We start from the raw sequence: 26,201 nt of genomic DNA on the forward strand, positions 1-26,201 counted from the left end.
CGTAATTGTTTTTCATGTTTTAATAGCATTGATAGAAGACGAATAAACACGTTGCGTCATTGATTTCCCAATCCCGGCAAACATTCTCATTCGCACCTAAGAGCCTCAACCGGATTCCGCGTAGCCGCCCGCCAACTTTGCCAGCTAACGGCCATAAAAGCAACAAACAGTGCAAAAGCAGCGCTAACCAAAAAATATACAGGACTGATGGAAACGCGGTTTACAAAATTTTGCAGCCACTGTTGCATGGTAAAATAGCTGCCAACAAAGGCGATAGCAATAGCGATAAGAACCAGGATAAATGTTTCTTTTAACAGATCACGAACAACCTGTGTCTCGGTGCTTCCAATTACTTTTCTTATTCCAATCTCCTTTTTCCGTCGGTTTACATTCATAACCGAAAGGGCCATTAACCCAATAAAGCTGATAATGATCGCCAGTCCTGCGCCGGTAGAAACCAGTTTAATCATACGCTCTTCGTTTGTGTACTTATTAGCGTAAACATCGGTTAACTGAAACTTGCTAATGATGAGTTCGGGCGAATAACTTTTAATCACTTCATCAATTTGTGCCTGCTGGGCGGAAGTGGCTGCGGTATTTGTCCGCACATAAATGTTGTTAACATTGTTGCGTTTATTGGTTATAACCAGAGGTTCGATAGGAGCTCCGGGATGATCGATATAGTAAAAATCTTTTGCAATGGCGATTACTGTTAGTGGATCTTTGAACATTTGTACCAAGCTCCCAACTTTTACATCAGGACCCAACATTTTTGCAGCTGCTTCGTTAAGAATTACCGCATTTTTATCCGTTTCCGATTGATTAAAATACCGACCATCGACCAGCTCCAGTTGCATGGTTTTTGCAAATCCGGGATGTACCCGATATGCATTTACACTATTCAAATTTCCAGGATTGCCATATTTTTTTATTCCCTGTCCGCTTGAGCCTCGTCCCATCCCATGATCAGAAAAAGCTACATCTTCAACAAATGCCAGTTTTTTTAAATCATCAGCAATAGACAACGCACTTTTTCGCACCTCGTTATCTAGGTTGGTAATACCAATTACATTCTCGGGATTAAAACCAAGTGGCACTTCTTTTAAATAGTTCACTTGTGCAAAAACAATTACCAGCGCACTAATAAGAAAAACAGATATGGAAAACTGCGAAATAACTGCAATACGCGACAGTGTGCTTTTTCGTTTTACCCTGGAGGACTTTCCTTTAAGTGCATTTACCAGGTTTAATTTCGACAAATAATAACTTGGATATGCACCCGAAACCAATATTATAACTGCAAGAATTGCCAAAACCAGCAAAATGCCGGAAAAGGAAAACATGTCTGAAAGCTCGATCTGGCTTTTCATTAGCCTTGCAAAAGCAGGTTGAACAAGGGCTGTTAGTCCCAAAGCCAACACAAACGACAAAAGGCTGATGACCGATGTTTCGGTGAAAAACAAACGCGACAAGGTGCTTTGGGTTGCTCCCAAGGATTTTCGTGAGGCAACTTCGGCAATCCGCTTTTCACCATGTAAAACATACAAATTGATGTAATTTACCAATGCAATTAGCAATACCAAAAAGGCAATGCCTGCAATAATAATAATGTGTGCTAAATTAGCTTTTGGCGAAAGATCGAAATCAACAACGGTGTGTAAATGTAAATCTGCCAGCAGTTCAGTCCCGCTTTCTACAGTCGCGTTAAACGGATCACCCCATGGTTTCATAATCTCGTTATTTGCAGCGGCTATTTTTTCGCCAACCTCAGCTAAATTGGTATTTTCGTCAATCCTAAAATAAGTGTATAGCTCCAATCCTCCCCATTTTTCGGGATGAACCGTCTGCATCGACACCAACAAATCGAAATTGAAGTGTGTGTTATTGGGTAAATCATTTATTACACCCGTTACTGTAGCCGGCTCCTCAGAAACATTTAGAACCTTGCCAACACAATCCACGGAATTAAATACTTTTAGTGCCGTTGACCGGGTAATAACCACGTTGTTTTCACCCACCAAAGCATTGCTGCTGTTTCCCAGAATTAACTTCAATCCAAATACATCGAAGAAATCCTCATCAGCAAACAGTAATTGCAAGTTGGGAAATTTTTGTTGCTCGTATTTGACGGTTGTCTCCCACCCCCTGTAAATTTGAGTAGCTGATCTTATTTCCGGAACTCGAGATGGAATTTCCGTATATGCCCTTCGCAAACAGATGCCATAATTTGTAATGCTGCCCTCTTCGCTAACTGCGTTATAAAGTCGTAAAACATTGTTTTTCGTTTGAAAATGCTGGTCGTAACTTAGCTCGTGTTTCAGGTAAACCGACAGGAGCAAAACAGCACTTAATCCAATAGCTAATCCGGGAAGGTTAACAAAAACCAACAAGGGATTTCGCCGAAACATTCTGAATATAAATCGTAAATCTTTCATGGCTTTCTTTTTTGAAAGAGGTGCAACGCAGAGCGCTTAGGGTTAACTCATCCCCTGCTCGAGGCCCTTTGCACCCTGCTGTTTTCTATAACAGAATCTCCCCCATTTCCTTTTTCACCTCCTCGGTAATAATCATACCATCAAACAGGTTAATTACGCGATGGGCAAATTCCGAGTCGTGTAGCGAGTGCGTTACCATTACAATGGTGGTGCCTTCGCGGTTGAGTTCGGTTAGAAGGTTCATTACCTCCTGGCCGTTTTTCGAATCGAGGTTACCGGTAGGCTCATCAGCAAGAATTAGTTTTGGATTGGCAACTACCGCACGGGCAATAGCCACACGCTGCTGCTGACCACCCGACAATTGTTGTGGGAAGTGTTTTGCCCGGTGAGCAATTTTCATACGTTCCAATACTTTCTCAACCATCTCTTTGCGCTCGCGGGCTTTCAGCTTCAGATAAATTAATGGCAACTCCACGTTTTCGTACACATTTAGTTCGTCAATCAGGTTAAAGCTCTGAAATACAAAACCAATGTTTCCTTTTCGTAACATGGTGCGGTTACGTTCTTTCAGCTGGCCAACTTCTTCCCCGTCAAAAAAATATTGGCCGCCACTTGGGTTATCAAGCAAACCAATAATATTTAGCAGGGTAGATTTTCCGCATCCTGAAGGGCCCATAATGGCAACAAATTCGCCTTTTTTAACATGTAAATTCACTTCATTTAACGCACTGGTTTCAATTTCTTCGGTGCGGAATACTTTTGTTAAGTCTGTTGTTTTTATCATGATATTTTTGTTTTGTTATTTAATCAATTTGCAAAGTGCAGAGGGCATGGCGCAAGGCGAAAAAGAAAAAGTCTGTAACTATAAGACACTCTTAAATCCATCTTGCTTCTTTTGCTATGCACTGGGCACTTTGCACTCTGGGCCTAATATTTTCTTTCTGAAATTTGTTATTTTTCTGCTTAGTTTATCCATATCATCAAGCTTTTTATTGAGTTCATCTTCGGTAATAAATTTTCTGCGATAAGTGACGTAAACAATATTAACTGTTTCAAAAACTGAACGTCTGGCAAACTTCAGAAAATTAGCAAAATCCTTATCAGAAAAAGAACCGGCACCTTCAGCGATGTTGTTAGAAATACTTAATGATGCTGCCCTTAATTGTTCGGCAGCCCGAAAATGCTTTGCCTGCTCCAGAATTTCTGCCAAATCGTAAAGCTCATCGTTTAAACCAATAGCTTCTTTCCAGATGTCTAAATCCATAAACCTAAAATGTGCCATATAGAAATAGTTTTTATTAAATCGATTGAATATCCTCAGTTGATTATACTCCAAAACGCTTTGCGCTTTCCTCTCAGCCCTCTGCGCTTACTTAAACACAATCCGATCATTGTCGCCAAACAAATCATAGCTGGAAGTAATCACCTTTTCTCCCGGTGTTAATCCTTCCAATACTTCATAATACTGCGGATTTTGTTTCCCGATACGGATGCTGCGTTTTTCGGCTTCCGTTTCATTATCATTAAGCACATACACCCATTGGCCGCCGGTGCTCTGAAAAAAACCACCTTTAGGAATGAGCACCGCTTTTTCGGGCTGTCCCAACTGCAATTTTGTATGGTAAGTTTGCCCGGTACGAATGTTATCCGGCTTTGCCCCTTCAAAAATCATATCAATTTCAAACTGCCCTTCACGCACTTCGGGGTAGACCTTTTTAACGGTAAGGTCGTAATTTTCGCCACCACGCTCAAACGATGAATTCAATCCACGACGTACACGGTCGATGTAATGCTCATCGATAAGTGCATTTATTTTAAAATCGGTAAGAATGTTTACCATCCCAATGCGCTGACCACGGGCGATTGACTCGCCAATTTCAGCATTCAGAAGTCCTAATTGTCCATCAGCCGGTGCTTTTACATTCAGATTATCGAGGCGCAAACGGGCCATTTTCAGGTTTTCGCGCATGTTGGCCAGACTTTCATCCATATTTTGTTTTTGATTGGTACGAAAAATCGAATCCTGTTCAAATTTTAAATAAGTCAGCTCTTTCTCTTTTAAGGCCAGTTCGTAGTCTTCTTTGGCTTGCAGGTACTCTTCCCTGGCAATTAAATCGTCGTTAAACAAGGCCTCGAATTGTTTAAATTTGCGCTCGGCCTGCGTTACCTGTAGGTCTATTTCAAGCTTTGCACGTTGGTTGCTAATTTGCTGCTGTTCAATAATTATTTGTGTGTTACGAAGTTCGTTGGAGTGGTAAGCCATATTCGATTCACTGTTCATAATGGTTGTATTCAGGTCGTTGTTTTTCAATTTCAGAATTACATCACCTTCTTTAACCATTTCGCCTTCTTCAATGTAAATCTCCTCTACTTTCCCGCCTTCTTCCACATCCAAAAAAATGGTTGTTATGGGTTCTACCTGGCCAATTACCGTGATGTAGTCGTTAAACTCGCCATCGGTAACCGAACTAATTGTTAGCTTATCTCTCTCGGCCCGAAATACCGAGCCGCTACTTCCCAATACCACCTTATACAACAAAAAGGCAAACGCCAATCCGCCAACAATCCAAATAATGTGTTTGGCTTTTAAGCCTTTTTTCTTTTCAATTTTTTTATCCATTCCCATGTCTATGGTCTTTTACTTTTTTCAATTAATTTTTCTGCTTTCTCAACTGATTACTGAGCATTTTCGTCCATTTCCCAAAACCGTTGTCCTTTGTAAAACTGCAGAACTTTCATTTTTATCTCCCACTGCGTACGCGATCGTAACACCTGGCTTTGTGTGTTTGCCAATCGGTTCTTAGCAATGTAGTAATCATTAATATCAATGAGTCCCTGGTCAAATTTCTTTTCAGCAGCCTGAAAAGCCAGCTCGTCAACCTCCGTACGTTTTTCATACTGACTGTATTCTTTGTACAATGCTTCAAGTTCTGTAAGGTTATTTACCATTTCAAAGAACAATTTCTGACTCTCATCATCAAGACTATTCTTTGCGCGTTCCAGTTCCAGTTTGGCTTTTGTAAGCTCCGAGCGGTTGGCCCATTTATTAAAAACCGGAATTCTTAGCGTGGCTCCAACATATTGGTTTTTATTGTTCTTCCATTGGTTGTTAAAGGCTACCGTGTTGCCATCGTCATCGGTATTTGTTTCGTAATATCCGGTACTTATTGATCCGCTTGCATAAACTGACGGGAATAATGCTGAGCGACTTAATGCCAGGCCTTTCTCTGTAGCTTTTACACTGGCCACAATGCTTTGGTAATAGGGCGACCAAGTAGTAAATTGCTCAAAAAGTAAAGCGGGCTGATCTACTTTTTCACTAAAAACCATCGACGATTCATCTACCAAAATCATTTCTTCAGGTGAAATAAAATTCATGAGCTGTTTCAATTTTAATGTTGCTGTTTCAACTGCATTTTCAATCTGAATTTTGTTCAGCTCCTCGCGCTCCAGGTTGGCGCGCATATCCAATAAGTCGGTTTTGGCTTGAAGGCCGACTTCCACCTTCTTTTCTGTTGTTTTCAAACTTAGCTTCGAGGCTTCAACCTGCTCGTTGGCTATTTCGAGCATTCCTTTGTAATAAACAACATCAAAAAATGCAACCATTACGCTAAAGGCCAAATCATCGGATGCATTTATTCGGTTGTATGCTGACATTTGTTTTCTGAATTGCTGGTATTTAATTTGATTTTGCAAACGAAAGCCGTCAAACACGGCAATAGATGAGGACAAATTGTAGGAGTTATTAAAAAACTCCGTATCGATGTAGGTATTTGTATTGGGGTCAACCGAGCGCCCAAAATTTAATCCAACACTGGTTGATGCGTTAATTGCCGGCAACATATTACGTTTTGATTGCTGCACATTCTCGATCGACAATTTCTCCTGTAGCTCGTAATCCCGCAAATTAATGTTATTCTCAATGGCATAGGAAATGCATTGGTTCAGGCTCCAATCCTTTTGTGCCTGAACCACATTTCCCATAATCAAACTAATAAATACGAAAAGAACTATATGTGTTTTTATCATCATTGCAAGTTATTTGCAGCTTTATATGCCACAATAATGCCACAAACCCAAGTGCCTGATATTGTGTTTTTTACACCAAGCACGCCATCCCTGGCGTTAAAATTATTTACAGAATATTGTAAAATATTTTTACAGCTGGTTGGAATTGGTTTGGTCTTCATCTAATTTTGGATAGGAGAAACAGAAGCATTAAGCTGGGCTTTCAGTCCGCTTTTATGTTCTGCAAATTAACATCACGAGGCGTTGCCTCCGGGCTGAATTAAATTGGGCTTTCAGCCCGAAGAACATTTGATGATAAAACGCCACAAAGTGGCAACTTAATTCAGCCCAATGCAACGCGTTGGGAAATATGATACGATAATTCGAACAGCGCCCTGAAAGGGCAATTTAAAAAACACATGCCAAAAGGAAACATCTTAATTGTAGACGACAATAAAAGCATTATCAGCACGCTGGAGATATTGCTGGGTCCCGAGTTTGATGCCGTAAAAGGAATCACTAATCCCAACCGCATACCCGAAGAATTACGCACAGGCAGCTACAACGTAGTTATTCTGGATATGAATTTTCAGGCCGGGATTAACACCGGAAACGAAGGACTATACTGGCTTAGCCAAATTAAAAAAGACTATCCCGATCTCTCGGTGGTGCTAATTACAGCGTACAGCGAGGTGGAACTGGCCGTAAAAGCATTAAAGCAGGGTGCTTCTGATTTTGTTCCTAAACCCTGGGAAAACAGTAAACTGCTAGCTACCGTTAAGGCGGCTGTACAACTCAATTACTCCAAAACCGAAGTGGGCCAACTTAAACAAAAACAAGCCGGACTGAAGCAGGAGCTTAACCGCGATAAGAAATATATTATTGGTTCATCTCCTTTGCTTATGCAGGTGATGAACATGGTGCGCAAAGTAGCAAAAACCAATGCAAACATACTGATAACAGGAGAAAACGGAACGGGCAAAGAGCTGATTGCCCGCGAAATTCATCGCCTTTCGCAGCGCTGCCACGAGGTTATGGTAAGCGTTGACATGGGCGCCATAAGCGAAACGCTTTTTGAAAGCGAGCTGTTTGGGCATGTTAAAGGAGCTTTTACCGATGCCCGCGAAAACCGCGCCGGAAAATTTGAAACCGCTCATAAAGGCACACTTTTTCTTGATGAAATTGGTAACCTGTCGTTTCATTTGCAGGCTAAACTACTGGCAGCAATTCAAAACCGCGAGTTTATGCGATTGGGATCAGACAAACCCATTCCGGTTGATATCCGCCTGGTTTGCGCCACCAACAAAAACCTGGAAAACATGGTTACCGAAGGCTTGTTTCGCGAGGATTTACTTTATCGAATAAATACCATTCAGATTGAGGTTCCTCCGCTTCGCAACCGCGGGAATGACGTCATTATTTTAGCCGATTTTTTTCTGAAAAAATTTACAGCAAAATACGAAAAGCCCGGGTTAAAAATAAACCAGGCCGCACAGGAAAAACTGTTAAAATACAACTGGCCCGGAAATATTCGCGAGCTACAGCACACTATTGAGAAAGCAGTAATTTTAAGCGATGCACAGGTGCTTAAACCCGAAGATTTTTTCTTTAAACAGGTTTTGTCATCTAAATTTGACGATGAAGACCTGACCATTGAAGAGATGGAAAAAAGAATGATTTTATCAGCCATTGATAACGCGGCCGGAAATATGAGCCTGGCCGCTGAAAAGCTTGGCATAACACGCCAAACGTTGTACAATAAAATTAAAAAATATGGGCTATGATAAGTAAAAACCTGTACATAAATATACTCTTAAGGGTACTGATTTTACTGCTCGCCGCTCTACTTTTGGCCTGGTCTGTATTTGCAGGTCAAATCAATGTTTTAACGGTTATCGCTTTTGCAATTTTACTTGGTTCTACCCTAAATCTTATTTATTTTCTGAACCGTACAAACCGCCGTATTTTTTATTTTTTTGATGCCATAAAAAACGAAGATTCTACTTTACGCTTTCCGTATGATACGCATAACAAAATATTAAACGACCTCAACCAAAGCCTTGATAAGGTGAACAAGCAAATTCAACAGATTTACCTAAACAACCAACGCCAGGAACAATATTTCCAAGCCTTGCTCGAGCATGCTGCAACAGGCATGTTTACCTTTAATAAAAAAGGGTTTATTCTGCACTCGAACAACCTGGCCAAACAACTTTTCGAGGTGGATGTACTTACTCACATTAACCAACTAAAGCGAATAGACAAAAAACTTTTTCAAACCATTAAAGACATAAAACCCTCCGAGCAACGTCTCATTACACTGCACCTGGCCAACGGTACGATTCAATTGCTGATAAAATCCAATTCGTTTATTTCGGGCAACGATGAGCTAATGCTGATTTCGGTGCATGACATAAAAAACCAGCTGGATGAAAAAGAACTGGAGTCGTGGCGCAAACTAATTCGGGTAATGATGCATGAAATTATGAATTCGATAACACCGGTTACCTCATTATCAGAAAGTTTGGCCGGCTATTTTTACCATAACGGTGCCGTAAAATCGCCCGAAAATATCGATCAGAAAACGATTGACACCACCATTCGCGGTTTAGAAGTTATACGCGAACAGGGCAAAGGGCTGATTAATTTTGTGGAGTCGTACCGAAAAATTACACGAATTCCGGCACCCGAAAAGAAAGTATTCCGGGTAAAAAACCTGATGGAAAATATGCGCGTATTATCGGGCTCTTTTGATCATGCGGATCACATTAGCTTGTCTTGCGAAATTATTCCTGACGAACTGGAGCTTCTTGCCGATGAAAAACAGATTTCGCAGGTACTGATTAACCTGGTAAAAAATGCTTTTCAGGCCAACGAAAACAATGGCGACGCCAAAGTAAAAATTAGTACAAAGCTTAACGAAAAAGGACGACCAACAATAACCATTACCGACAATGGCCCGGGAATTTCGGATGAGCTGATGGACAAAATTTTTGTTCCCTTTTTTACCACAAAAGAAAATGGCTCGGGCATTGGCTTAAGCATTTCGCGACAAATTATGCAAATGCATGGTGGCAGCTTAAAAATGCATTCCGTTTCAGGAAAATATACTTCGGCTGTTCTGGTTTTTTAAACTCATTGGTTTTAGCCTTATCTCCTGGCAATCAAACGGTCGACCGATATTTTTCCGCTACCCATCAGCAGTAAAATAACATAGCTTACCAGGTAAAACAAGGCCAGCTCTTTGCGTGCAAACGAATCGGCACCATGTGTAATAAACGCTGCAACTGCCATGGTTACAATTAAAGGAATTACTGCCAGGCGGGTGCCCAAACCCAGCACTACCAGAATGGCACAAAAAACCTCTGCAAAAACAGCCAGTATAAGCGATAACTCGGGGCCTAATCCCAACGGATCGCCAAATTTCATTTCGCCAGCTAACAGGCGCTGCAACTTTGGCCATCCATGGGTAAGCATAAAGCCTCCGGAAGCCAGGCGCAAAATCAGTAGCGACAAATCTACCCGTGTATTATTTAGTTTTGTTTGAAACAATTTTTTCGTGGCAGTTAATTTCATAAAACATTAATAAGACAATGTTAGCAAAAAAGATGAATTGATCTGAATGCTTGGAGAAAAGATACAACTTTTAACGCCAACTTACCTGTTTATAAAACAATGGCACTAGCTTTCAAACATCCCGCTTCTCCTGTTTTATCAGCAGCAAGTTAAATGCTGCGCTGCAAGCATTTACGCACTTGTTTTTTTGGGTATTTTCACCATAAAAACTACTTTAGCAGTGAGAGGTTTAAACACTAAACCTGAATAAAAAATACAAACTAAAACAACTAAATCATGCTTAAAGTTAAAATCACTTTTTCTGCTTTTCTGCTTTTGACTGTATCATTTTCATTTGCACAAAACACACTGGTTCTTCATTCCAGCCAGGCAAAAACTAAAATCAACAAAGAAATTTATGGTCATTTCTCCGAGCACCTGGGTACCTGTATCTACGAAGGAATTTATGTTGGCGAAGATTCGGATATTCCAAATATTGATGGCTACCGAATTGACGTAGTAGAAGCATTTAAAGAACTAAAAGTTCCGGTTTTGCGCTGGCCAGGGGGTTGCTTTGCCGACACCTACCACTGGAAAGACGGCATTGGGCCAAAGGAAGAGCGTCCTTCGATTGTTAATGTTCACTGGGGTGGAGTTACTGAAGACAACAGCTTTGGCACCCATGAATTTTTAGATTTTTGTGAATTAATTGATACCGAGCCCTACCTAAGCATAAATGTTGGCTCGGGTACCGTGCAGGAAGCAGCCGAATGGGTGGAATACGTTACATCGAGCAACGAAAGCCCCATGACAGAATTACGAAAAGAAAATGGCCGCGAAGACCCCTGGGATGTAAAATTTTGGGGTATTGGAAACGAAAACTGGGGCTGTGGTGGCGAAATGACCCCCGAATATTATGCCAATGTTTACCGTAATTTTGCATGCTACGTTAAAGGAAACGATTTACAACGCGTAATCTGTGGCCCATCGGGAGGGGATAAAAACTGGACTGAAAAAATCATGGCCGGATTAAAGGGAAAAATGCATTTAACCCAGGGCGTGTCGTTACATTACTACACCCTTCCCACCGGAAGTTGGTCGGGCAGCAAAGGTTCTTCCATTGATTTTGGTGAAGAAATGTATTTTAAAACGCTTTACAACACCCTGTTTATTAAAGACTATATTAACGACCACCTGGAGATTATGGATCAATACGATCCGGAAGGAAAAGTGAAACTAATCGTTGATGAATGGGGAACCTGGTACGATAAACTACCAGGCACAAAAGATGGTTTTCTGCAGCAGCAAAATACCTTACGCGATGCCTTGGTTGCCGGCATAAACCTGAATATTTTTAACAATCATGCCGACAGAATCAGCATGGCAAACATTGCCCAGATTGTGAATGTTTTACAATCGGTTATACTTACCAAAGGTGCTCAAATGGTTAAAACACCTACCTATCATGTGTTTAAAATGTACAATGTGCATCAGGATGCCACACTTATTCCTCTTGAAATAGAGAGCGAAGAATATGAATTCAACGGTCAGGCAATTCCTGCCTTAACAGCATCTGCTTCAAAAAAAGATGGTATAACAAGCATTACATTAACCAATGCAAATCCGAATAAAGCATTAAAAGTAGATTGCGTTTTAGATACAGATTTAAAATTAGCCGGTGCCCAAATAATTACTGCTGAAAACATATCAGATTATAATGATTTTGGCAAAGACGAGCTGGTTTCTATTAAAAAATTTAATGTTGCCAAACCCAAAAACGGCAAACTCTCTGTCGAACTACCTTCTAAATCGGTGGTTTTAGTGCAGTTGCAATAAACAATAACCCGAATAAAAATCGAAGAGGAAGCCAATGCTTCCTTTTTTTGTTGGTAAAAGATGTGGTTGTTTTTCAGGTTGCTTATTGTCATTTGTACTATATTTGCAGAACAAAACAGAACGGTTGATTCAGGATTAATCAGATCGTTTATTTTGTAACATTTAACCAACTTAATAACTAAAATTTTAACTCATGAGATGGATACCAACTAAGCTGTTAAAACATTCATTTTTTCTTGCGGTACTATTGAATAGTTTACCTTTGTTTGCCCAGGATTTAGCCAACCCCTTTGTGGCTCAAAACGAACCCGATGCAAGGGTAACCTATCACAATCCTGTTATTCCGGGCTTTTACTCCGACCCCAGTGTTTGCCGGGTTGGCAACGATTATTACCTCATCACCAGCACTTTTGAGTATTATCCGGGAGTGCCCGTATTTCACAGCAACGATTTGGTAAACTGGGAACAAATCGGGCACTGTATTCACCGCAAAGAGCAGCTGAAAAAAAGCCTGAATATTTTTGCAGCTACCATTCGTTACCACGAAGGAACTTTTTACATGATAACCACATCGTTTGGCGAACCACGAGGTAATTTTTATGTAACCGCAACCAATCCGGCCGGCCCCTGGAGCGATCCGGTGTTTATTGAAGTTGGCGGAATTGATCCCGATTTGTTTTGGGATGAAGATGGGAGAAGCTACATTATTTCAAGTGAATTTAAACTGTATGAAATTGACCTGAAAACAGGCAAGATACTAAACGAAGGAAAAAAGGTGTGGCACGGAACCGGTGGCCGTTACCCCGAAGGACCGCACATTTATAAAAAAGATGGCTATTACTACCTGATGGCTTCAGAAGGCGGAACAGAAGAAGCGCACCACGTTACCATTGCTCGCAGCAACAGCATTTGGGGCCCGTACATTACTAACCCTGCCAATCCTATTTTGGCACATGCCAATGCTGCTGCACAAGGCAATCCCATTCAGGGGGTTGGCCACGCCGATATGGTGCAGGCACACGATGGATCGTTTTGGCTTCTGTTTCATGGATACCGAAGTATTTCTTATCCGGTGCATCATTTACTGGGTCGCGAAACCTGTCTGGCTCCCGTTACCTGGCCAAAAAACGGATGGCCTGTGGTTAACGGCAACGGCACTGCTACCGAAAAAATGACCTGCCCCACTCTGCCTCTGCAAACAAAAGCCGAAAAGCCTTCAAAAATTAATTTTGACACCGAAACACTTGACCTGGAGTGGAACTATATTCAGCTACCAAACTCAACGAATTACTCGCTTACCGAACGGCCGGGTTACTTGCGCTTAAAGGGCGATGCGCAAATAATTTCAACGCAACACTCCTCAACGTTTATCGGGAAAAGGCTTACCGACTTAAATTTTACGGTAAGCACACAACTTGAATTTAATCCCAATTCCACCAACGAAGAAGCAGGGATAGTTCTGCTAAACAATGGTACGCATTTCAACCTTATGGTAAGCGGAGAAGCCGAACAACGTTACCTGCAGGTTCAATTAAAATTTGGCTCGATAACCTATAAATCGGAAAAAACGGCACTAAAACCCGGCCCTGTAAAGCTTCGGATAAAAGGCGAAACCAGTACTTATGCTTTTTTATATGCACAGGGTGACAACGATTACCGGGAAATTGAAAAAGTAGACAGCCGCTACCTGAGTACAGAAACAGTTGGCGGATTTACCGGGGTTTATTTCGGGTTGTATGCCACAGGAAACGGTAAAGTTGCAACAGCAAAAGCCGATTACGATTGGGTAGAATACATTGGGGACTAAATAAGCGAAAAACAAAATCGTTGCACTTCGAACCCAATACGCTTGAAGTCTGAATAAAAAAATAAAAATGGCATCCTTTATTTATAAACAGGATGCCATTTGTTTTAAGTGTCTAACTCATTTAATTATCTCGAGCGCACTTCGCGCCGCATAAACAAGGTATAAGCTATGGCAAAAAAAGTTACCGTTCCGGCAATTAAAGCTGTTACCTGGGGCCAAACCAACAGCAGGCTTTGCCCCAATGGCAAGGGCCCCGGAATGGCTCCACTCATTTGCTCCATCGTGAGCGGGCCAAGACTTCGCACGCTGGGCATTAACAACGATGTGGTGGCATCGTTAAATAGCTGCCCCGGATTTAAACGCATTATATTCTGAATAATTCGCTGAAAATAAACCACATGGCTCTCGTTAATAAAACGTTCGGGCGAAATGCCTTTGGCAATAAGATTAACTACAATGGGGTAAAAAATGGTGAAAAATAACCAGATGGAAATACCCGCCAATGCCGAAGTGGCTGCCTGGCTAAATTTTACCGAAAATAGCATGGCCAGATTCAGCCAAAAAGCAACATACAAAGTAGTAACCATGGAAAAAATCACGATGCGTAAAAACTCTTCGGCAGTTGGCGGGATACCTATAAAAATAAGTCCAAATCCAAGAACCAGTAAACCAAGTACTGCAAAAAGTATACTTAATACTACCAATGCAGCTGTAAACTTGGCGTTTAAAACATAATCGCGAAAAACAGGTTGTGCCAGTATTCTGCTCAGCGTTCCGCGGCTCTGTTCCTGGTTTATACTGTCGAAACCCATACTTATGCCTAACAATGGGCCTAAAAAGCTCACAAATACCGTAAAAGAGGGCAAGGTGCCATCAGAGTGAGTAAACAGTTTCAGAAAGAAAAAAGCATCATCGCTTTTACCGGCTTTTACCACTTCTGAAAAATCGCTTAATGCGGCATACAACGAGCCCATACAGGTTAACACCACCAGCGCCAGCATAATTATAAATTTCCAACTTCTGATAATGTCGGCAATTTCTTTATTTACCAGTACCCAAAAAGCATTTGCTGATCGATGTGTTGTCCTAATCATTATTTAATCCTCCTTCAAAATAGCGGTTATAAATAGCGTCCAGTCCATATTCTTTTCTGTTCAGAAAATTTAATCCGAGCTTATTCGCCACAACTGTTTTTGCAATTGCAGGCGAAAGGTCGCTGTCGCACTCTATTAAAAACACCTCGTTTTGCTGCCTGATGTTTTGTACCCCTTTCAGCGGTTTAAGCACCGAAGAAAGCCAGGCTGCATCAGCAACTGTTTCTTCAGGAACCGATTGCCTGTCAATACCCAGCTCAATAAGGTACATTCCGTGGGTAAATAGCTTTTTCGAGAGTGCATCCATGTTTCCTTCAGCCAGCAACTTTCCGTCAACAAATATTCCCACCCGGTCGCAAACCTGTTGTACCTGGTGCAGGTTGTGCGACGAAAACAATACGCTTATCCGGTGCTCGTTGCGTAATTCCACAATCAGGTTCAAAAAATCCTGAACGCCTTTGGGATCGATACCGGAAGTTGGTTCATCAAGAATAATAACTTCGGGATTTTTAATCAGTACATCAGCCAATCCCAGACGTTGCCGCATCCCTTTTGAATATTTGCCTGTTTTCTTGTTCATTTCATCACTCAGGCCTACTCTTTCCATCAGGCTTTTGGCTTTAGCCCTGGCTTCATCCGTTTTTATTCCGTTTAAGCGCGCGGTAAACACCAGATTCTCCAATCCTGTTCGGTCGGTATAAAACCCCACATCTTCAGGTAGGTAGCCCACCTTTTTTTTCACCTCAATTGGGTTTGTTGTTGCATTTATGCCTCCAAGCATTACCTCGCCTGCACTTGGTTCGGTAAGGCCAAGCATCATTAAAATACTGGTTGATTTTCCGGCTCCGTTGGGGCCCAGCAAGCCAAATATTTCACCTTTTGCAACTGAAAGGTTTAAATTATCAACAGCCGTAAAATCACCGTATTTTTTACTTACCCCGGTAAGTTGAATAATTGGATCTGTCACGGCTTACCTCCTTCCGTACTTTTTAAACAAATAAATTACTACTGCAATGGCTGCCACAATAATAAAAACCCCAATCCACCCCATAAGCATGGGAGTTTTTACCATTACCCGAAAAGAAAGAGTTTCGTTTACCTCGGGGTTGCGTGCAGTTATTTTTGTAACATAGTCGCCGGGTATTGCTTTTTTATCGGCTTTAATGGTGGCAAAAACTGTTTTAGTTTGCCCGGGCTCCAGCGATGAAATAGTATCGGGTTCAAAAGTGGCTTCCCAACTCCTTGGTTTCGATGCTGATAGCACAATATTTTCGAGATTTGACGAGCCTGCATTATTGACCAGCAATTCAACTTTTTTTTCTTCGCCAGCCGTCGCCTTAGCACTTAACAGCCCCGTTGGCGTGCTGAAATTCAGCTCGTAAGTTCCGGTAATTACAACCTCCAGTTCCAGCTCTGCCGAAGTGGAGCCGGCAACCGCTTTAACAGGAATTTTATAGCTTCCGGCTTTAGCGGTTTTCGATGGTTTTATCTCGTAAGTAATGTCTTTTGTTCCATTGGCCTCAACCTCGGTTGAAGTGGCCTGTTTATAGTTTGGTTTTATAGCCACTGTCCAGCCACGTGGGGCTTGTGCCATTAAAGCATACTGTTGTTTGCTTGCCGTTTTATTTTTTAATACGGCCTTAAACGAAAAATTTGATTTGGTAGTGCCTTCCATGTTTTTCTGATCGCAACTTAACTCTGATTCGCTGGAGCCTGCCGAAGAAACCCTGATGGTTAAGGGCAAACTTACATTTTCGCCGGTTTTTACTGAAAAAGCATAGTTTCCCTTTCGCACCTGATAGGGTACCTCAATTTTTAAATCTACTTTTTTCTTTTCGCCGGGCAACACCGCCAACCTACTGATATTGTACCCACCTGCTGTTAAAGTGTAATCCCATTTGTAGGGCATGCCTGCAACAGAAATAGCTTCATTTCGGGTAGTTGTTCCCTTATTAATTACTTCGATGGAATAACTTACTGATTTACCGGGTGAAACCGATATTTTGGTGTAAGGAGTATATAGCTCAAGGCTATCAGTATTATTTGCAAAAAGGTTAACATGGATTATTAACCCACAAACAATGGATAATAATAATCGGAAGTAAAAGTTCACTCTTTTCATAAATGATCCTCCATTTTTAGCTAATAATTTTTATTTAACAGTTCAACAATTTTTCTATTGCTTCTACAACGTCATAAAAGGGGGTAAAAAGTATTGTTTGAATTGTAGCTTTTCAGTAGCAGCGGGTAGTGTCATCCGCTTATCTCGAAACTAAGGTTTGATAAAAATTCATCTGAAAACTACAGACTATAGTATGGCAGCCGTTAGGTTTTTACATTAAACCGCAGGTTTTTAACTGATGAAAATAAACAACGTTTTAGGTTATGCCGGGCCCACGAACCGGAATGTCGATTTTGGTTTGGCTTCGAACATTGAAAATCGTTAAAACCCAGGTTTTTACTTGTTTCGTGCAAGTAATTTAACTTACCGACCGCATTCTGACGGTCATAATCTTGCTTTACACCATCAATAATGATATCCATAGTTAATACGCTATATGATTTTTTCGGGGAACGAATTTAAAAAATCTTTTTTTTCAAAAAATCGACAAAATTGCCATTTAACAAAATTTAAAACTGCTTTACATTTTTTAAAAAATGATGCCTGGTGAATTATATAAACAAGAAAAAGGTAATTTTTTGATTTTTTGTATCCTATTTGTATCCCAGAAAACTAAAACGCTTAATTATCGATTGATAATCAGGCGTTTTAGTATCGGGGCGGGAATTGAACCACGCCCGTAACACGCTTATAATCAATGTGTTATTTTAATGCCAATGGTGAGGTCTCGTTTTTGTCTCTCACTGGTTCATTTTCAATATTTTATAGCTTAAAAATACAAAATTTTGTGTTCTTATTCAAACCTATAACAGGATATGAATATATGCCATTCATTTTTCAACCGTATTTGAAATTTTGCTGCTAAATAGATTTTTTTCAAGTACACCTGAATTTTTTCTAATCAACTATTTCTGGTAAATAATTTATTGCATACAAAGGAACATTAAGCAACCAATCTTCTTCTCTGTAATCTGACATCGATGTCCGAACTGCAATTGAATCCGGATATCGTCCTTTAAACGACTTTAAGCTTTTCGCTTGTAAATTTTCAGCTGCTTTTACTTCAATTGGTACAACATTTCTCAGGTGTTGAATAACGAAATCGATTTCAGCATTAGCTTTATCTGCTGACCAATAATAAATAGGAATATCAGGTATCGTTTTTAATTGCTGTAATGCATATTGCTCTGTCAGCGCTCCTTTAAACTCTTCAAAAATTGTGTTTCCGTCAAGTAACGTTTTTACATCGAGATTGCCCATGGCAGCTAATAAACCTACATCAACAATAAACAGTTTAAAAGCATCCATATCTTCATAAGCTTTCAGTGGAATACCAGCTTTATTTATTCTATTGACTTTATAAATCAAGCCACTATCAATTAACCAGGATAAAGAAAGTTCGAAATCTTTTGCTCTCGCTCCTTTTTTAACAGCACTGTAAATGAACTTTTTGTTTTCTTTTGCTAATTGTGCAAGGGTAGAATTCCAAAGCATTCTTATCCGGGGAACAATCTCTACTGGAGCATGTTTTGAAAAGTCTTGTTCATAGGCCAACAGGATATTATTTTGAATTTGTCGAACTTCACTATAATCATTGTTCTGAATAAAAGATAAAACCACCTCCGGCATTCCTCCTGTATAATAATACTGCCTTAAATACTCAATTAATTTTGGTTTAAAATTACGAATCAGGCTCCAGTCTTTGGACTCAATAAGTTTTAATAAAGACTCTTGATTTAGTGCCATCAAGAATTCTGGAAAGTTTAACGGATACAAATCCAGAAAATCGACCTTTCCAACAGGGAAAGAAGTATGTTGATGAAGTGATACTCCCAATAAAGATCCGGCAGCTATTACATGATACTCCGGTGTATTTTCATAAAAATATTTTAATGAAGTTATTCCTCCCTCTGCTTCCTGAATTTCATCCAATATGATTAAGGTATCTTTAGTATTGATTTGTACTCCCGTTTCGATCTGAATAGCATTAATTATTCGGGTTATATTATAATCTTCAGAAAATAAATCCTTTAGAATTCTGGAACTTTCAAAATTCACATAAGCAGTTTGAGCATATTCTTTCTTTCCAAATTCTTTCATAAGCCAGGTTTTACCCACCTGACGGGCACCTCGTATTATAAGTGGTTTTCTATTCTCTTTATTCTTCCAATCATAAAGATATGCTATTGCTGTCCTTTCCATAGTAATTTATTTTGTATCTTCTTCAATACAAAAATACGCTTTTTCGAACGACTTTTTGCGATTCGCCACACTTTTTCGAACGACTTTTTGAGAGTCAACACACTTTTTCCAATGACTTTTGTACCAATGAAAAGAAAAATACTTCCATCTTCATCCATTTCCCAATGCTATCCTTAATCCCAAATCGTAAACACCGGCCCTTTCCAATTCAGGCATTAGGCAAAAGAAGGCGGAATAAATGGGCTGAAAGAATGCGCTGGAGGACAGTAAATTGGCAAGTGTTTTTCCAATGCTTTGATGCCAAGTCTCCTTTCGAAGTATGAGAAAGGTGTATTGGCATCAAAGAATACAAACAATTCCAAAACTCTTGTCAATTTGCTCCGGCGTCGATGGTCAATTTAAATTGGCCAGGGGTGGTCAATCTGACTGGCGTTTCCACTTATCCTCATAATCCATAAATTTTAACAATTTAGGTCTCGCTCACTGTCTAAAAATACATTATAAATGCCACTTTTAAAACAGTAAAACGAACCAAATTAAACCAATTAAAATGAAATGAATCAGCGAGTTATAGCGTTTAGCGAGACCTATCGGATCTATTTAACCATAGGTCTCGATTTTGTCGCATTTTAGATGCTTTTAAAGCACTTTTTTTGATATTTATGCTAAATAAAAAAGCGCTTAAAACATTGATTTTAAGCGCTTTTAATGTTTTTTGGCATTTCACCAAGTACCCGGGGCGGGAATCGAACCCGCACTCCGTTGCCAGAACTGGATTTTGAATCCAGCGCGTCTACCAATTCCGCCACCCGGGCAAACTTCCTTTGTGGAAAATTGGTTCGCAAAAGTAACTATTTCAAGCGAATTCCCAAAGATCTGCCAAAAAAGATTTCGTTTCAACAAAAAAATACCCCTTTGCCTGACTACAAAGAGGTATTTTCTATTTTAATAAACAACCATTTTTAAGCTGGTTTCTTGTTTCTATCCAGTTTACGAACCACCTGCCCGTAAATGATTAATGCCACTGCCGAAACCATTGCAATGCCTACAAAGAAAAACCAAATATAATGGGCATTGCTTGCTGCTGAAGCCCATTCTTCGTGCGTATCGAACAAACGCGGGTCAGGGCAATATTTATCTAACAACACCCCCGACATAACAAAACCTAAAATAGACGACAGGAACGAATGTAAATGACTAAAACCAAGGTACAAGCCTTCTTCGCCTTTGGGAGCCTGCAACGAAAAATATTCAAGAAAACGTGGTGAAATAAAGGTTTCAGCAAACCCCTGAAAAGCAATACCCACCACCATCATAAACGCAACGGGGTGCATTCCTAAAATATTTCCTTCGGGCATCATGTTTCCGGCAGCCATAAACAAGGCCGAAACGGGCATAATAAACATACCTACTGTCATACTGAATAGCGCGGTTCGTTTGCGCATAAAATGCGTTACCAAGCCAACAGTGGTAAATACAATTAAGGGGTTAACGTTGGCATACCACGATGGTGATGCGCCCTCGCCGGCTAAACGTAATACGTATTTTGGCATGGTGGCATACATCTGGTGCTGTACCATCCAAAAGCCGGTAATTATAAGAATTAGCACAATTAATCGGGTATTGGTGAGTACGCGAATAAAGCCGTCCCATAGTTCAGAGATGCTTTTTCCCTGGCCATCTTCCTCTTTACTTTTATACAGTAAAAAAACCACAACTAACCCTAATAAAGTCATAATTGCAGAGAAGTAGCTAATCCAAATTAAACCTTCGTTACCCATAGCTTCGCGCAGTGGTTTTACAACTGTTTTACCTGAGAAAGCACCAATATTTACCATGGCATAAAAAATACTGTAGCCCCGGGCCCGGTTAGCTTCAGTGGTTTCTTTGGCAACTGTACCTGTTATTACCGATTTTATAAACGAGCCCCCAATAATTATCAGTGCCATTGCCGGAACAACCGCCCAACGTGCTGACGATGTATCTAATCCGTTAAACACTGTTTTATCGCCATACTCTACCAACCCGGCCGATTCAAACATAGTGGGTAAAATACCCATTCCGGCATAACCTAGCGTAAGCAAACCAAAGGCCAGCATTAACGATTTGCGAAAACCTATTTTATCGGCATAAGCACCGGCAAATGTAGGCAGTAAATATAAAATAGCAGAGAAAGTACCTGCAATAGAGGCAGCTTCGATATCGCCAAATCCGATAATTCGCGACAGGTAAAGTGTTATTACAATAAACACTCCGTAGTAGGCTGCGCGTTCAAACAATTCCACTGTGTTGGCAACCCAAAATGCGCGTGGAAAATTCCAGGTTTCTTTTCTTTCTTTGCTCATAATTTTCAACGATTTAAAGGCCACAAAAATAACAGCTTAAATGGTTTCACAAAATGATATAAATTTCTTAAACATAATTTCAATCTTTTACAAAGAATTTCTTTTTTATACCTTAGCATCTACCGATAGAACAATTTGTAGATGAACACATTTGACGAAAAAAATCTTTTTGTAAGCATACAGCAGGGAGACGTAAAAGCTTTTGAAAAACTCTTTAAAACGTATTACGGTTACCTGTGTAGTTTTGCTACCAAAATTTTAAACAACCCCGATTCGGCAGAAGAAATTGTACAGGAATTTTTTGTGAAATTTTGGGAGCGCCGAAGCGATTTAAGCATTGAAACTTCGTTGAAAAACTACTTGTTTCGTTCGGTTAAAAATTTGTGTTTAAACCACATAAAACACAACAACATTAAATTACAACATGCCAAAACTGTACTTGCTGAAACTGAAATGCAGCCTTTTAACAATAGCTACGTAGAAGTACATCTGGCTGATGATATTGCAAAAAGTATTGAAGAGCTGCCCGAAAAACGCCGCGAAATTTTCCGGCTCAGCCGCGAGGAGGGCCTAAAATACCGTGAAATTGCTGAAAAATTAAACTTGTCTGTAAAAACAGTTGAAGCGCAAATGGGACTGGCAATCAAATCATTACGCGATAAATTAAAAAAATATAACACCTTCTTATTCTATTTTTTGTTTGCAAAAATTAAAAAAGCTTAGGGGTAAATTAGTTGTGTACTGTCATTAAAACGAGATGGAAAAAATGGAGAACATAGGAAATTTTGATTGTGAACTGCTTGCCAAATATTTAAATGGCGAAAACAGTTTACAAGAAAAAGAAGAGGTGGAGACCTGGTTAAGTCAATCCGATAAAAACCGGGAAGAATTGGAGCATTACAAAGCCATGCTCGAAAAAGTAGATTCCTTTTACCAGGCAAAAAAATTCGATGAAAACCAAGCCTGGAAAGCAGTACGTACGCAAATTTCCCCTGAAAAAGTTCGACCTATTCAGCAACAAAAAACACGAAAGGAGGTTATTGCACAGTTTTACAAATATGCTGCAATAGTTGTAGTCGCACTTTTATTGGGTTCAGTTGCATATTACCTTGGTTTCCGAAATCCGGACAAGGCAATTTATGGCGAGGTTATTTCGGCCGAAAATCAGGTGTTGAACGAATATGTTTTACCCGATGGTTCGCTGGTTACTTTAAACACCAATTCGAAACTGCTGTTTCCGAAAAAGTTTACAGGCAACACCCGCGAAGTTACCATTATTGGTGAAGCATTTTTTGATGTTCAGCGCAATCCTGATCAACCTTTCGTTATAAATGCCGGAAATGCACAAGTTAAAGTTTTAGGTACCTCTTTTAACGTTAGTGCATACCCTGGGGCAGAAACCGTTGAGGTAGTTGTACAAACAGGTAAAGTTCAGGTTGTTAGCAAAACAACTAATGCTGATAAACCAAAAGAAGAAGTGTTTTTAACACCCGGAGAAAAGGGCACGCTGCTTATTTCAAACAATGATTTAACGAAAACAGTAAACAGCAATCCTAATTTTCTGGCCTGGAAAACACACGACCTTATTTTTAACACCGTTCCGTTACATGAAGTGGTTGAATGCCTTGAAAAAGCTTACCACATTGAAATTAATTTGATGGAACCAGAACTAAACGACCTCTTGTATGAAGGTCATTTCGATCAGAAACCGATTGATTTTGTGTTAAATGTTATTCGGCTCACATTTGACCTTGAGTTATCGGTTGAAGGCAAACATTATACCTTAACGAGCCGTACAAACAATCAGTAAAGCTTTAAAGTCATGAAACCAATAAATTGGAATAAATTAAAAGTTATCGTTCTAATGGCATTGCTGGCATTGTTAGTGCTACCTAACACCAGTTTTGCCCAGGATAAAAAGAGCCAGGCGCTCGATCAAAACATCAGTATATATGCTGAAGATGAACCTCTTTCAGATGTAATTGAAAAAATCTGTAAGTACCTCAACCTTGATTACTCGTACAACGCAGCCATTGTTGAAGACAAAAAAATCAGTTTAAACATATCTAATAAACCCATTAAATATGTGCTGGATAAATTGATGAAAGATTTTTATTTGCTGTTTGAAATTGAAGACAACCTGTTGGTAGTGCGCGATTATGTGCCTATTGATAAAAGTATGGAGTTTGAAAACACCACCCAACAATTTGCATCCAATAATCGTGGTTTTCTCTTTGATGATCCCCGCGATAAAAACATAACCATTAAATTTAAATCGGCCAGTAACCTTATCATTATCCCGGTTACCATCAATAATTCTGATACGCTGAATTTTATTCTTGACACAGGCGTAAGGTTCCCGATAATTACAGAGTTGCCCTTTATTAATAAATTGAATTTGAACTACATGATGCCGATTGAAGTAAAGGGTCTTGGTGATGGCGAATCGCTTACCGCTTATCGCTCGGGTAATAACATGATGCAAATTGACGGCTTAACCGCCCGAAACCAGGAGGTTCAGATGATAATCGACGAAAACTTCCAGATTTCACACATGTTGGGGATTCCTGTACATGGTTTAATTGGCTTTAACCTGTTTAAAGATTATGTGGTTAAAGTTGACTACCTGAACGAGAAATTGACGCTTATTAAACCAGAATATTATAAATATCGCGACAGGAAGAAAGACATTATCATGCCTCTGCATTTTGATGGCAATAAACCTTTTGTTCGTACTACAATTGTTACCGACGATATGAAAGAAGTTCCGGTAAAATTGTTGGTTGACACCGGTGCCAGCGATGCTCTCTGGCTATCAGAAAGTTCAGACGAACGTATTGGTTTACCATCAAAACACGTTGAAACATTTTTAGGCCGTGGATTAAGTGGCGACCTCTACGGAACAAAAGGCCGCATTGATGCCATTTGGGTAGGTCCCTTGTTGTTAACCAAACCAATTGTAGCATTTCCCAACTCCGATCTGATTGATAGTTTAATCTCGCAAAACGACCGGAACGGAACAATAGGCGCCGAAATTTTACGCCGCTTTTATGTTACTGTTGATTACCGTAACAGCCGGCTAACTTTGCGACCCAACCATAAAATAAAAGAAGACTTTAATTACAACATGAGCGGAATGGAGGTGACCAACCCAATGCCTGGATTGCCAATTTTTACCATTGCCGATATTCGCGAGAACTCGCCGGCTCACCTGGCCGGTCTGCAAAAAAACGATCAGATTTTGTCGATTAACAGCAGTAGTCATCGCACGCTCGAGTTAAACGATATTAACCTGTTGCTTCAAAGCAAGGAAAACAAAAAAATTAAACTAAAAGTGCTGCGAAACGGAGAGGAATTTAAAACTTCTTTTGAGTTAAAAAAGATGTTTTAATGAAATCATACCTACGGCCTGCCATAGTATTTACCATCCTGTTGCTTTCCTTTAATTTGAAAGGCCAGCAACAGGATGGCTCTATTTTCGAGCGACGCATCAGCCTTTACCAAAACAACCAGTCGCTCGATTTTATTTTAGAACAAATAAGCTGGCAAGCCAATGTCTTTTTCTCGTACGATGCTACAATAATTGATACCAATAAAAAGGTAAGCCTTTCGGTTGAAGACAAATCACTGTATAATGTGCTCAACAACCTGCTCGACACAACACATTATGAGTTTAACGAATTACAAAACCAGATAATTATTACCCGAAAGACACCAAAAAAGAACTTGGTTCCGGTAGTTGATACCATTCCTGTTAAATATTTTTTCCTTTCAGGAAGGCTAATCGAAAACCGTAAAGGACGAGCCATTCCTTTTGCTTCCGTTTCAATGCTCGATAAACCCATTGGCACCATAAGCAATAGCGATGGCGAGTTTCTGTTAAAAATTCACCCCTCTCTCATTCAGGATACTGTTGTTATTTCGTGCATGGGTTACCGGCAAAAATTGCTGCCCGCATCTCAGTTGCTCGATGAAGATTTGTTTATACTTGAACCTGTTTCCATACGAATAAAAGAAATTAAAGTTACCTCAACCACGCCTGGTAACCTGTTGCGACAAATGCGCGCCAATTACGAAAAAAACTATACCCCGCATACCAAATTAATGACAGCTTTTTATCGGGAAACTGTTAAACAAGATAAAAATTATATAAGTGTTTCGGAAGCAGTAACCGAGATATTAAAAGCCCCATATATTAAAACCACCCGCGGCGATTTAGTGCGCCTGATTAAAGGTAGAAAAAGTAGTGATGTTCAACCATTTAAATGGCTGAATTTTAAATTAATGGGAGGCCCGTTCACCATCACCGAACTGGATGCGGTAAAAACCAACGAAACCTTTCTGAATGCCATGTACGAAGGCTACTATTCCTACCAAATTACCGATGTAATCCGATTTAACAATCATCCGGTTTATGTGGTAAAATTTCATCCGGAAACCGGTGGATTTTATCCTCCTTTTGAGGGCGAAATGTATGTACATCGCGAAACATTTGCATTGGTTCATGCAAAATATCGCATCAGCAAAATTGGACTAAAAGAAGCCGAGGAAATTATGATAAAGAAGAAACCTCGAAAAGTAAAAGCCAAACCATCATATGTTCATTATGAAATAAACTATCAACAATATCAGGGCAAATGGCACCTGGCATCGGCAAAAGCATCAGTTAAATTTAAAGTGCGCAGTAAGCGAGATCGGATTAATTCTGAATTTCATAGTGTGTCGGATTTACTAATTACAAATATTCGGCCAACTGAATTAAAACGATTTAACAAAGACGAACGCTTTAACCGTGAC

General features: G+C 40.0%; 20 protein-coding genes, 1 tRNA gene and 1 pseudogene. 9 read left to right on the plus strand and 13 right to left on the minus strand.

Going from position 1 to position 26,201, the window contains the following annotated elements; genetic code table 11:
* Positions 1 to 86: 86 nt before the first annotated feature.
* The 5 genes from QZ574_RS01195 to QZ574_RS01215 all read right to left on the minus strand — a co-directional run bounded on the left by QZ574_RS01195 (position 87) and on the right by QZ574_RS01215 (position 6,467).
* A complete protein-coding gene (locus QZ574_RS01195) occupies positions 87 to 2,435 on the minus strand; it encodes an ABC transporter permease (RefSeq protein WP_297085909.1) in 2,349 nt (782 codons plus the stop codon).
* Between the two features lie 85 nt (positions 2,436 to 2,520).
* A complete protein-coding gene (locus QZ574_RS01200) occupies positions 2,521 to 3,219 on the minus strand; it encodes an ABC transporter ATP-binding protein (RefSeq protein ID WP_297085911.1) in 699 nt (232 codons plus the stop codon).
* Positions 3,220 to 3,333: 114 nt separating this feature from the next.
* Entirely contained in the window at positions 3,334 to 3,717 is a 384-nt protein-coding gene (locus QZ574_RS01205) for a four helix bundle protein (RefSeq protein WP_297085914.1), read from the minus strand.
* 87 nt (positions 3,718 to 3,804) lie between these two features.
* On the minus strand, positions 3,805 to 5,061 hold the full coding sequence (locus tag QZ574_RS01210) for an efflux RND transporter periplasmic adaptor subunit (protein ID WP_297085916.1): 1,257 nt from the start codon (positions 5,059 to 5,061) through the stop codon (positions 3,805 to 3,807).
* 50 nt (positions 5,062 to 5,111) lie between these two features.
* Complete coding sequence (locus QZ574_RS01215; protein WP_297085918.1) at positions 5,112 to 6,467, minus strand: TolC family protein; 1,356 nt, start codon at positions 6,465 to 6,467, stop codon at positions 5,112 to 5,114.
* Positions 6,468 to 6,862: 395 nt separating this feature from the next.
* Here QZ574_RS01215 and QZ574_RS01220 point away from each other — a divergent pair, with 395 nt between their 5' ends.
* Together QZ574_RS01220 and QZ574_RS01225 are read left to right on the plus strand one after the other, a co-directional pair.
* Positions 6,863 to 8,227, plus strand: a complete 1,365-nt coding sequence (locus QZ574_RS01220; RefSeq protein ID WP_297085921.1) for a sigma-54 dependent transcriptional regulator — start codon at positions 6,863 to 6,865, stop codon at positions 8,225 to 8,227.
* Positions 8,224 to 9,576: an ATP-binding protein gene (locus tag QZ574_RS01225; RefSeq protein WP_297085923.1), complete on the plus strand. Its 1,353-nt coding sequence runs from the start codon at positions 8,224 to 8,226 to the stop codon at positions 9,574 to 9,576. The genes QZ574_RS01220 and QZ574_RS01225 overlap by 4 nt, the downstream gene beginning before the upstream one ends.
* 17 nt (positions 9,577 to 9,593) lie before the next feature.
* Here QZ574_RS01225 and QZ574_RS01230 read toward each other — a convergent pair whose 3' ends face one another.
* A complete protein-coding gene (locus QZ574_RS01230; RefSeq protein ID WP_297085925.1) occupies positions 9,594 to 10,019 on the minus strand; it encodes a DoxX family protein in 426 nt (141 codons plus the stop codon).
* A 276-nt stretch (positions 10,020 to 10,295) separates the two neighbouring features.
* Between QZ574_RS01230 and QZ574_RS01235 the strand changes: the two genes are divergently transcribed.
* Together QZ574_RS01235 and QZ574_RS01240 are read left to right on the plus strand one after the other, a co-directional pair.
* Positions 10,296 to 11,834 carry an alpha-L-arabinofuranosidase C-terminal domain-containing protein gene (locus tag QZ574_RS01235; RefSeq protein ID WP_297085928.1) on the plus strand — a complete coding sequence of 513 codons (1,539 nt, stop codon included), beginning with the start codon at positions 10,296 to 10,298 and terminating at the stop codon, positions 11,832 to 11,834.
* A gap of 193 nt (positions 11,835 to 12,027) precedes the next feature.
* Positions 12,028 to 13,641: a glycoside hydrolase family 43 protein gene (locus QZ574_RS01240; RefSeq protein ID WP_297085930.1), complete on the plus strand. Its 1,614-nt coding sequence runs from the start codon at positions 12,028 to 12,030 to the stop codon at positions 13,639 to 13,641.
* A gap of 125 nt (positions 13,642 to 13,766) precedes the next feature.
* On the opposite strand, the gene QZ574_RS01245 is transcribed toward QZ574_RS01240, so the two are convergent.
* From QZ574_RS01245 to QZ574_RS01275, 7 genes are all read right to left on the minus strand, one after another.
* Positions 13,767 to 14,735, minus strand: coding sequence for an ABC transporter permease subunit (locus QZ574_RS01245; protein ID WP_297085932.1), 969 nt, complete (start codon positions 14,733 to 14,735; stop codon positions 13,767 to 13,769).
* On the minus strand, positions 14,728 to 15,702 hold the full coding sequence (locus tag QZ574_RS01250; RefSeq protein WP_297085934.1) for an ABC transporter ATP-binding protein: 975 nt from the start codon (positions 15,700 to 15,702) through the stop codon (positions 14,728 to 14,730). The genes QZ574_RS01245 and QZ574_RS01250 overlap by 8 nt, the downstream gene beginning before the upstream one ends.
* Before the next feature lie 3 nt (positions 15,703 to 15,705).
* Positions 15,706 to 16,857 (minus strand): NEW3 domain-containing protein, encoded by a 1,152-nt coding sequence (locus tag QZ574_RS01255; RefSeq protein ID WP_297085936.1) that lies wholly within the window; start codon positions 16,855 to 16,857, stop codon positions 15,706 to 15,708.
* A gap of 203 nt (positions 16,858 to 17,060) precedes the next feature.
* Positions 17,061 to 17,279 (minus strand): hypothetical protein, encoded by a 219-nt coding sequence (locus tag QZ574_RS01260; protein ID WP_297085937.1) that lies wholly within the window; start codon positions 17,277 to 17,279, stop codon positions 17,061 to 17,063.
* 475 nt (positions 17,280 to 17,754) lie between these two features.
* Positions 17,755 to 19,059, minus strand: a complete 1,305-nt coding sequence (locus QZ574_RS01265; RefSeq protein WP_297085939.1) for an ATP-binding protein — start codon at positions 19,057 to 19,059, stop codon at positions 17,755 to 17,757.
* A gap of 731 nt (positions 19,060 to 19,790) precedes the next feature.
* Positions 19,791 to 19,874: transfer RNA gene (locus QZ574_RS01270), tRNA-Leu, on the minus strand.
* Positions 19,875 to 20,021: 147 nt separating this feature from the next.
* Complete coding sequence (locus QZ574_RS01275) at positions 20,022 to 21,404, minus strand: MFS transporter (RefSeq protein WP_297085941.1); 1,383 nt, start codon at positions 21,402 to 21,404, stop codon at positions 20,022 to 20,024.
* 141 nt (positions 21,405 to 21,545) lie between these two features.
* On the opposite strand from QZ574_RS01275, the gene QZ574_RS01280 reads away from it, so the two are divergent.
* The 5 genes and pseudogenes from QZ574_RS01280 to QZ574_RS19400 all read left to right on the plus strand — a co-directional run bounded on the left by QZ574_RS01280 (position 21,546) and on the right by QZ574_RS19400 (position 25,416).
* Positions 21,546 to 22,127, plus strand: coding sequence for an RNA polymerase sigma-70 factor (locus QZ574_RS01280; protein WP_297085943.1), 582 nt, complete (start codon positions 21,546 to 21,548; stop codon positions 22,125 to 22,127).
* A gap of 43 nt (positions 22,128 to 22,170) precedes the next feature.
* Positions 22,171 to 23,214 carry a FecR domain-containing protein gene (locus QZ574_RS01285; protein WP_297085945.1) on the plus strand — a complete coding sequence of 348 codons (1,044 nt, stop codon included), beginning with the start codon at positions 22,171 to 22,173 and terminating at the stop codon, positions 23,212 to 23,214.
* A gap of 12 nt (positions 23,215 to 23,226) precedes the next feature.
* The gene (locus QZ574_RS01290) at positions 23,227 to 24,795 is read left to right on the plus strand and encodes an aspartyl protease family protein (RefSeq protein WP_297085946.1); all 1,569 of its coding nucleotides are present in this window, start codon (positions 23,227 to 23,229) and stop codon (positions 24,793 to 24,795) included.
* Positions 24,795 to 25,337, plus strand: a pseudogene (locus tag QZ574_RS19395) (STN and carboxypeptidase regulatory-like domain-containing protein); the annotation flags it as partial. The gene QZ574_RS01290 and the pseudogene QZ574_RS19395, both read left to right, overlap by 1 nt.
* On the plus strand, positions 25,318 to 25,416 hold the full coding sequence (locus tag QZ574_RS19400) for a hypothetical protein (protein ID WP_363313255.1): 99 nt from the start codon (positions 25,318 to 25,320) through the stop codon (positions 25,414 to 25,416). The pseudogene QZ574_RS19395 and the gene QZ574_RS19400, both read left to right, overlap by 20 nt.
* The last annotated feature ends 785 nt before the right edge of the window (positions 25,417 to 26,201 follow it).

It is taken from the genome of uncultured Draconibacterium sp., assembly GCF_913063105.1.
Classification (GTDB): domain Bacteria; phylum Bacteroidota; class Bacteroidia; order Bacteroidales; family Prolixibacteraceae; genus Draconibacterium.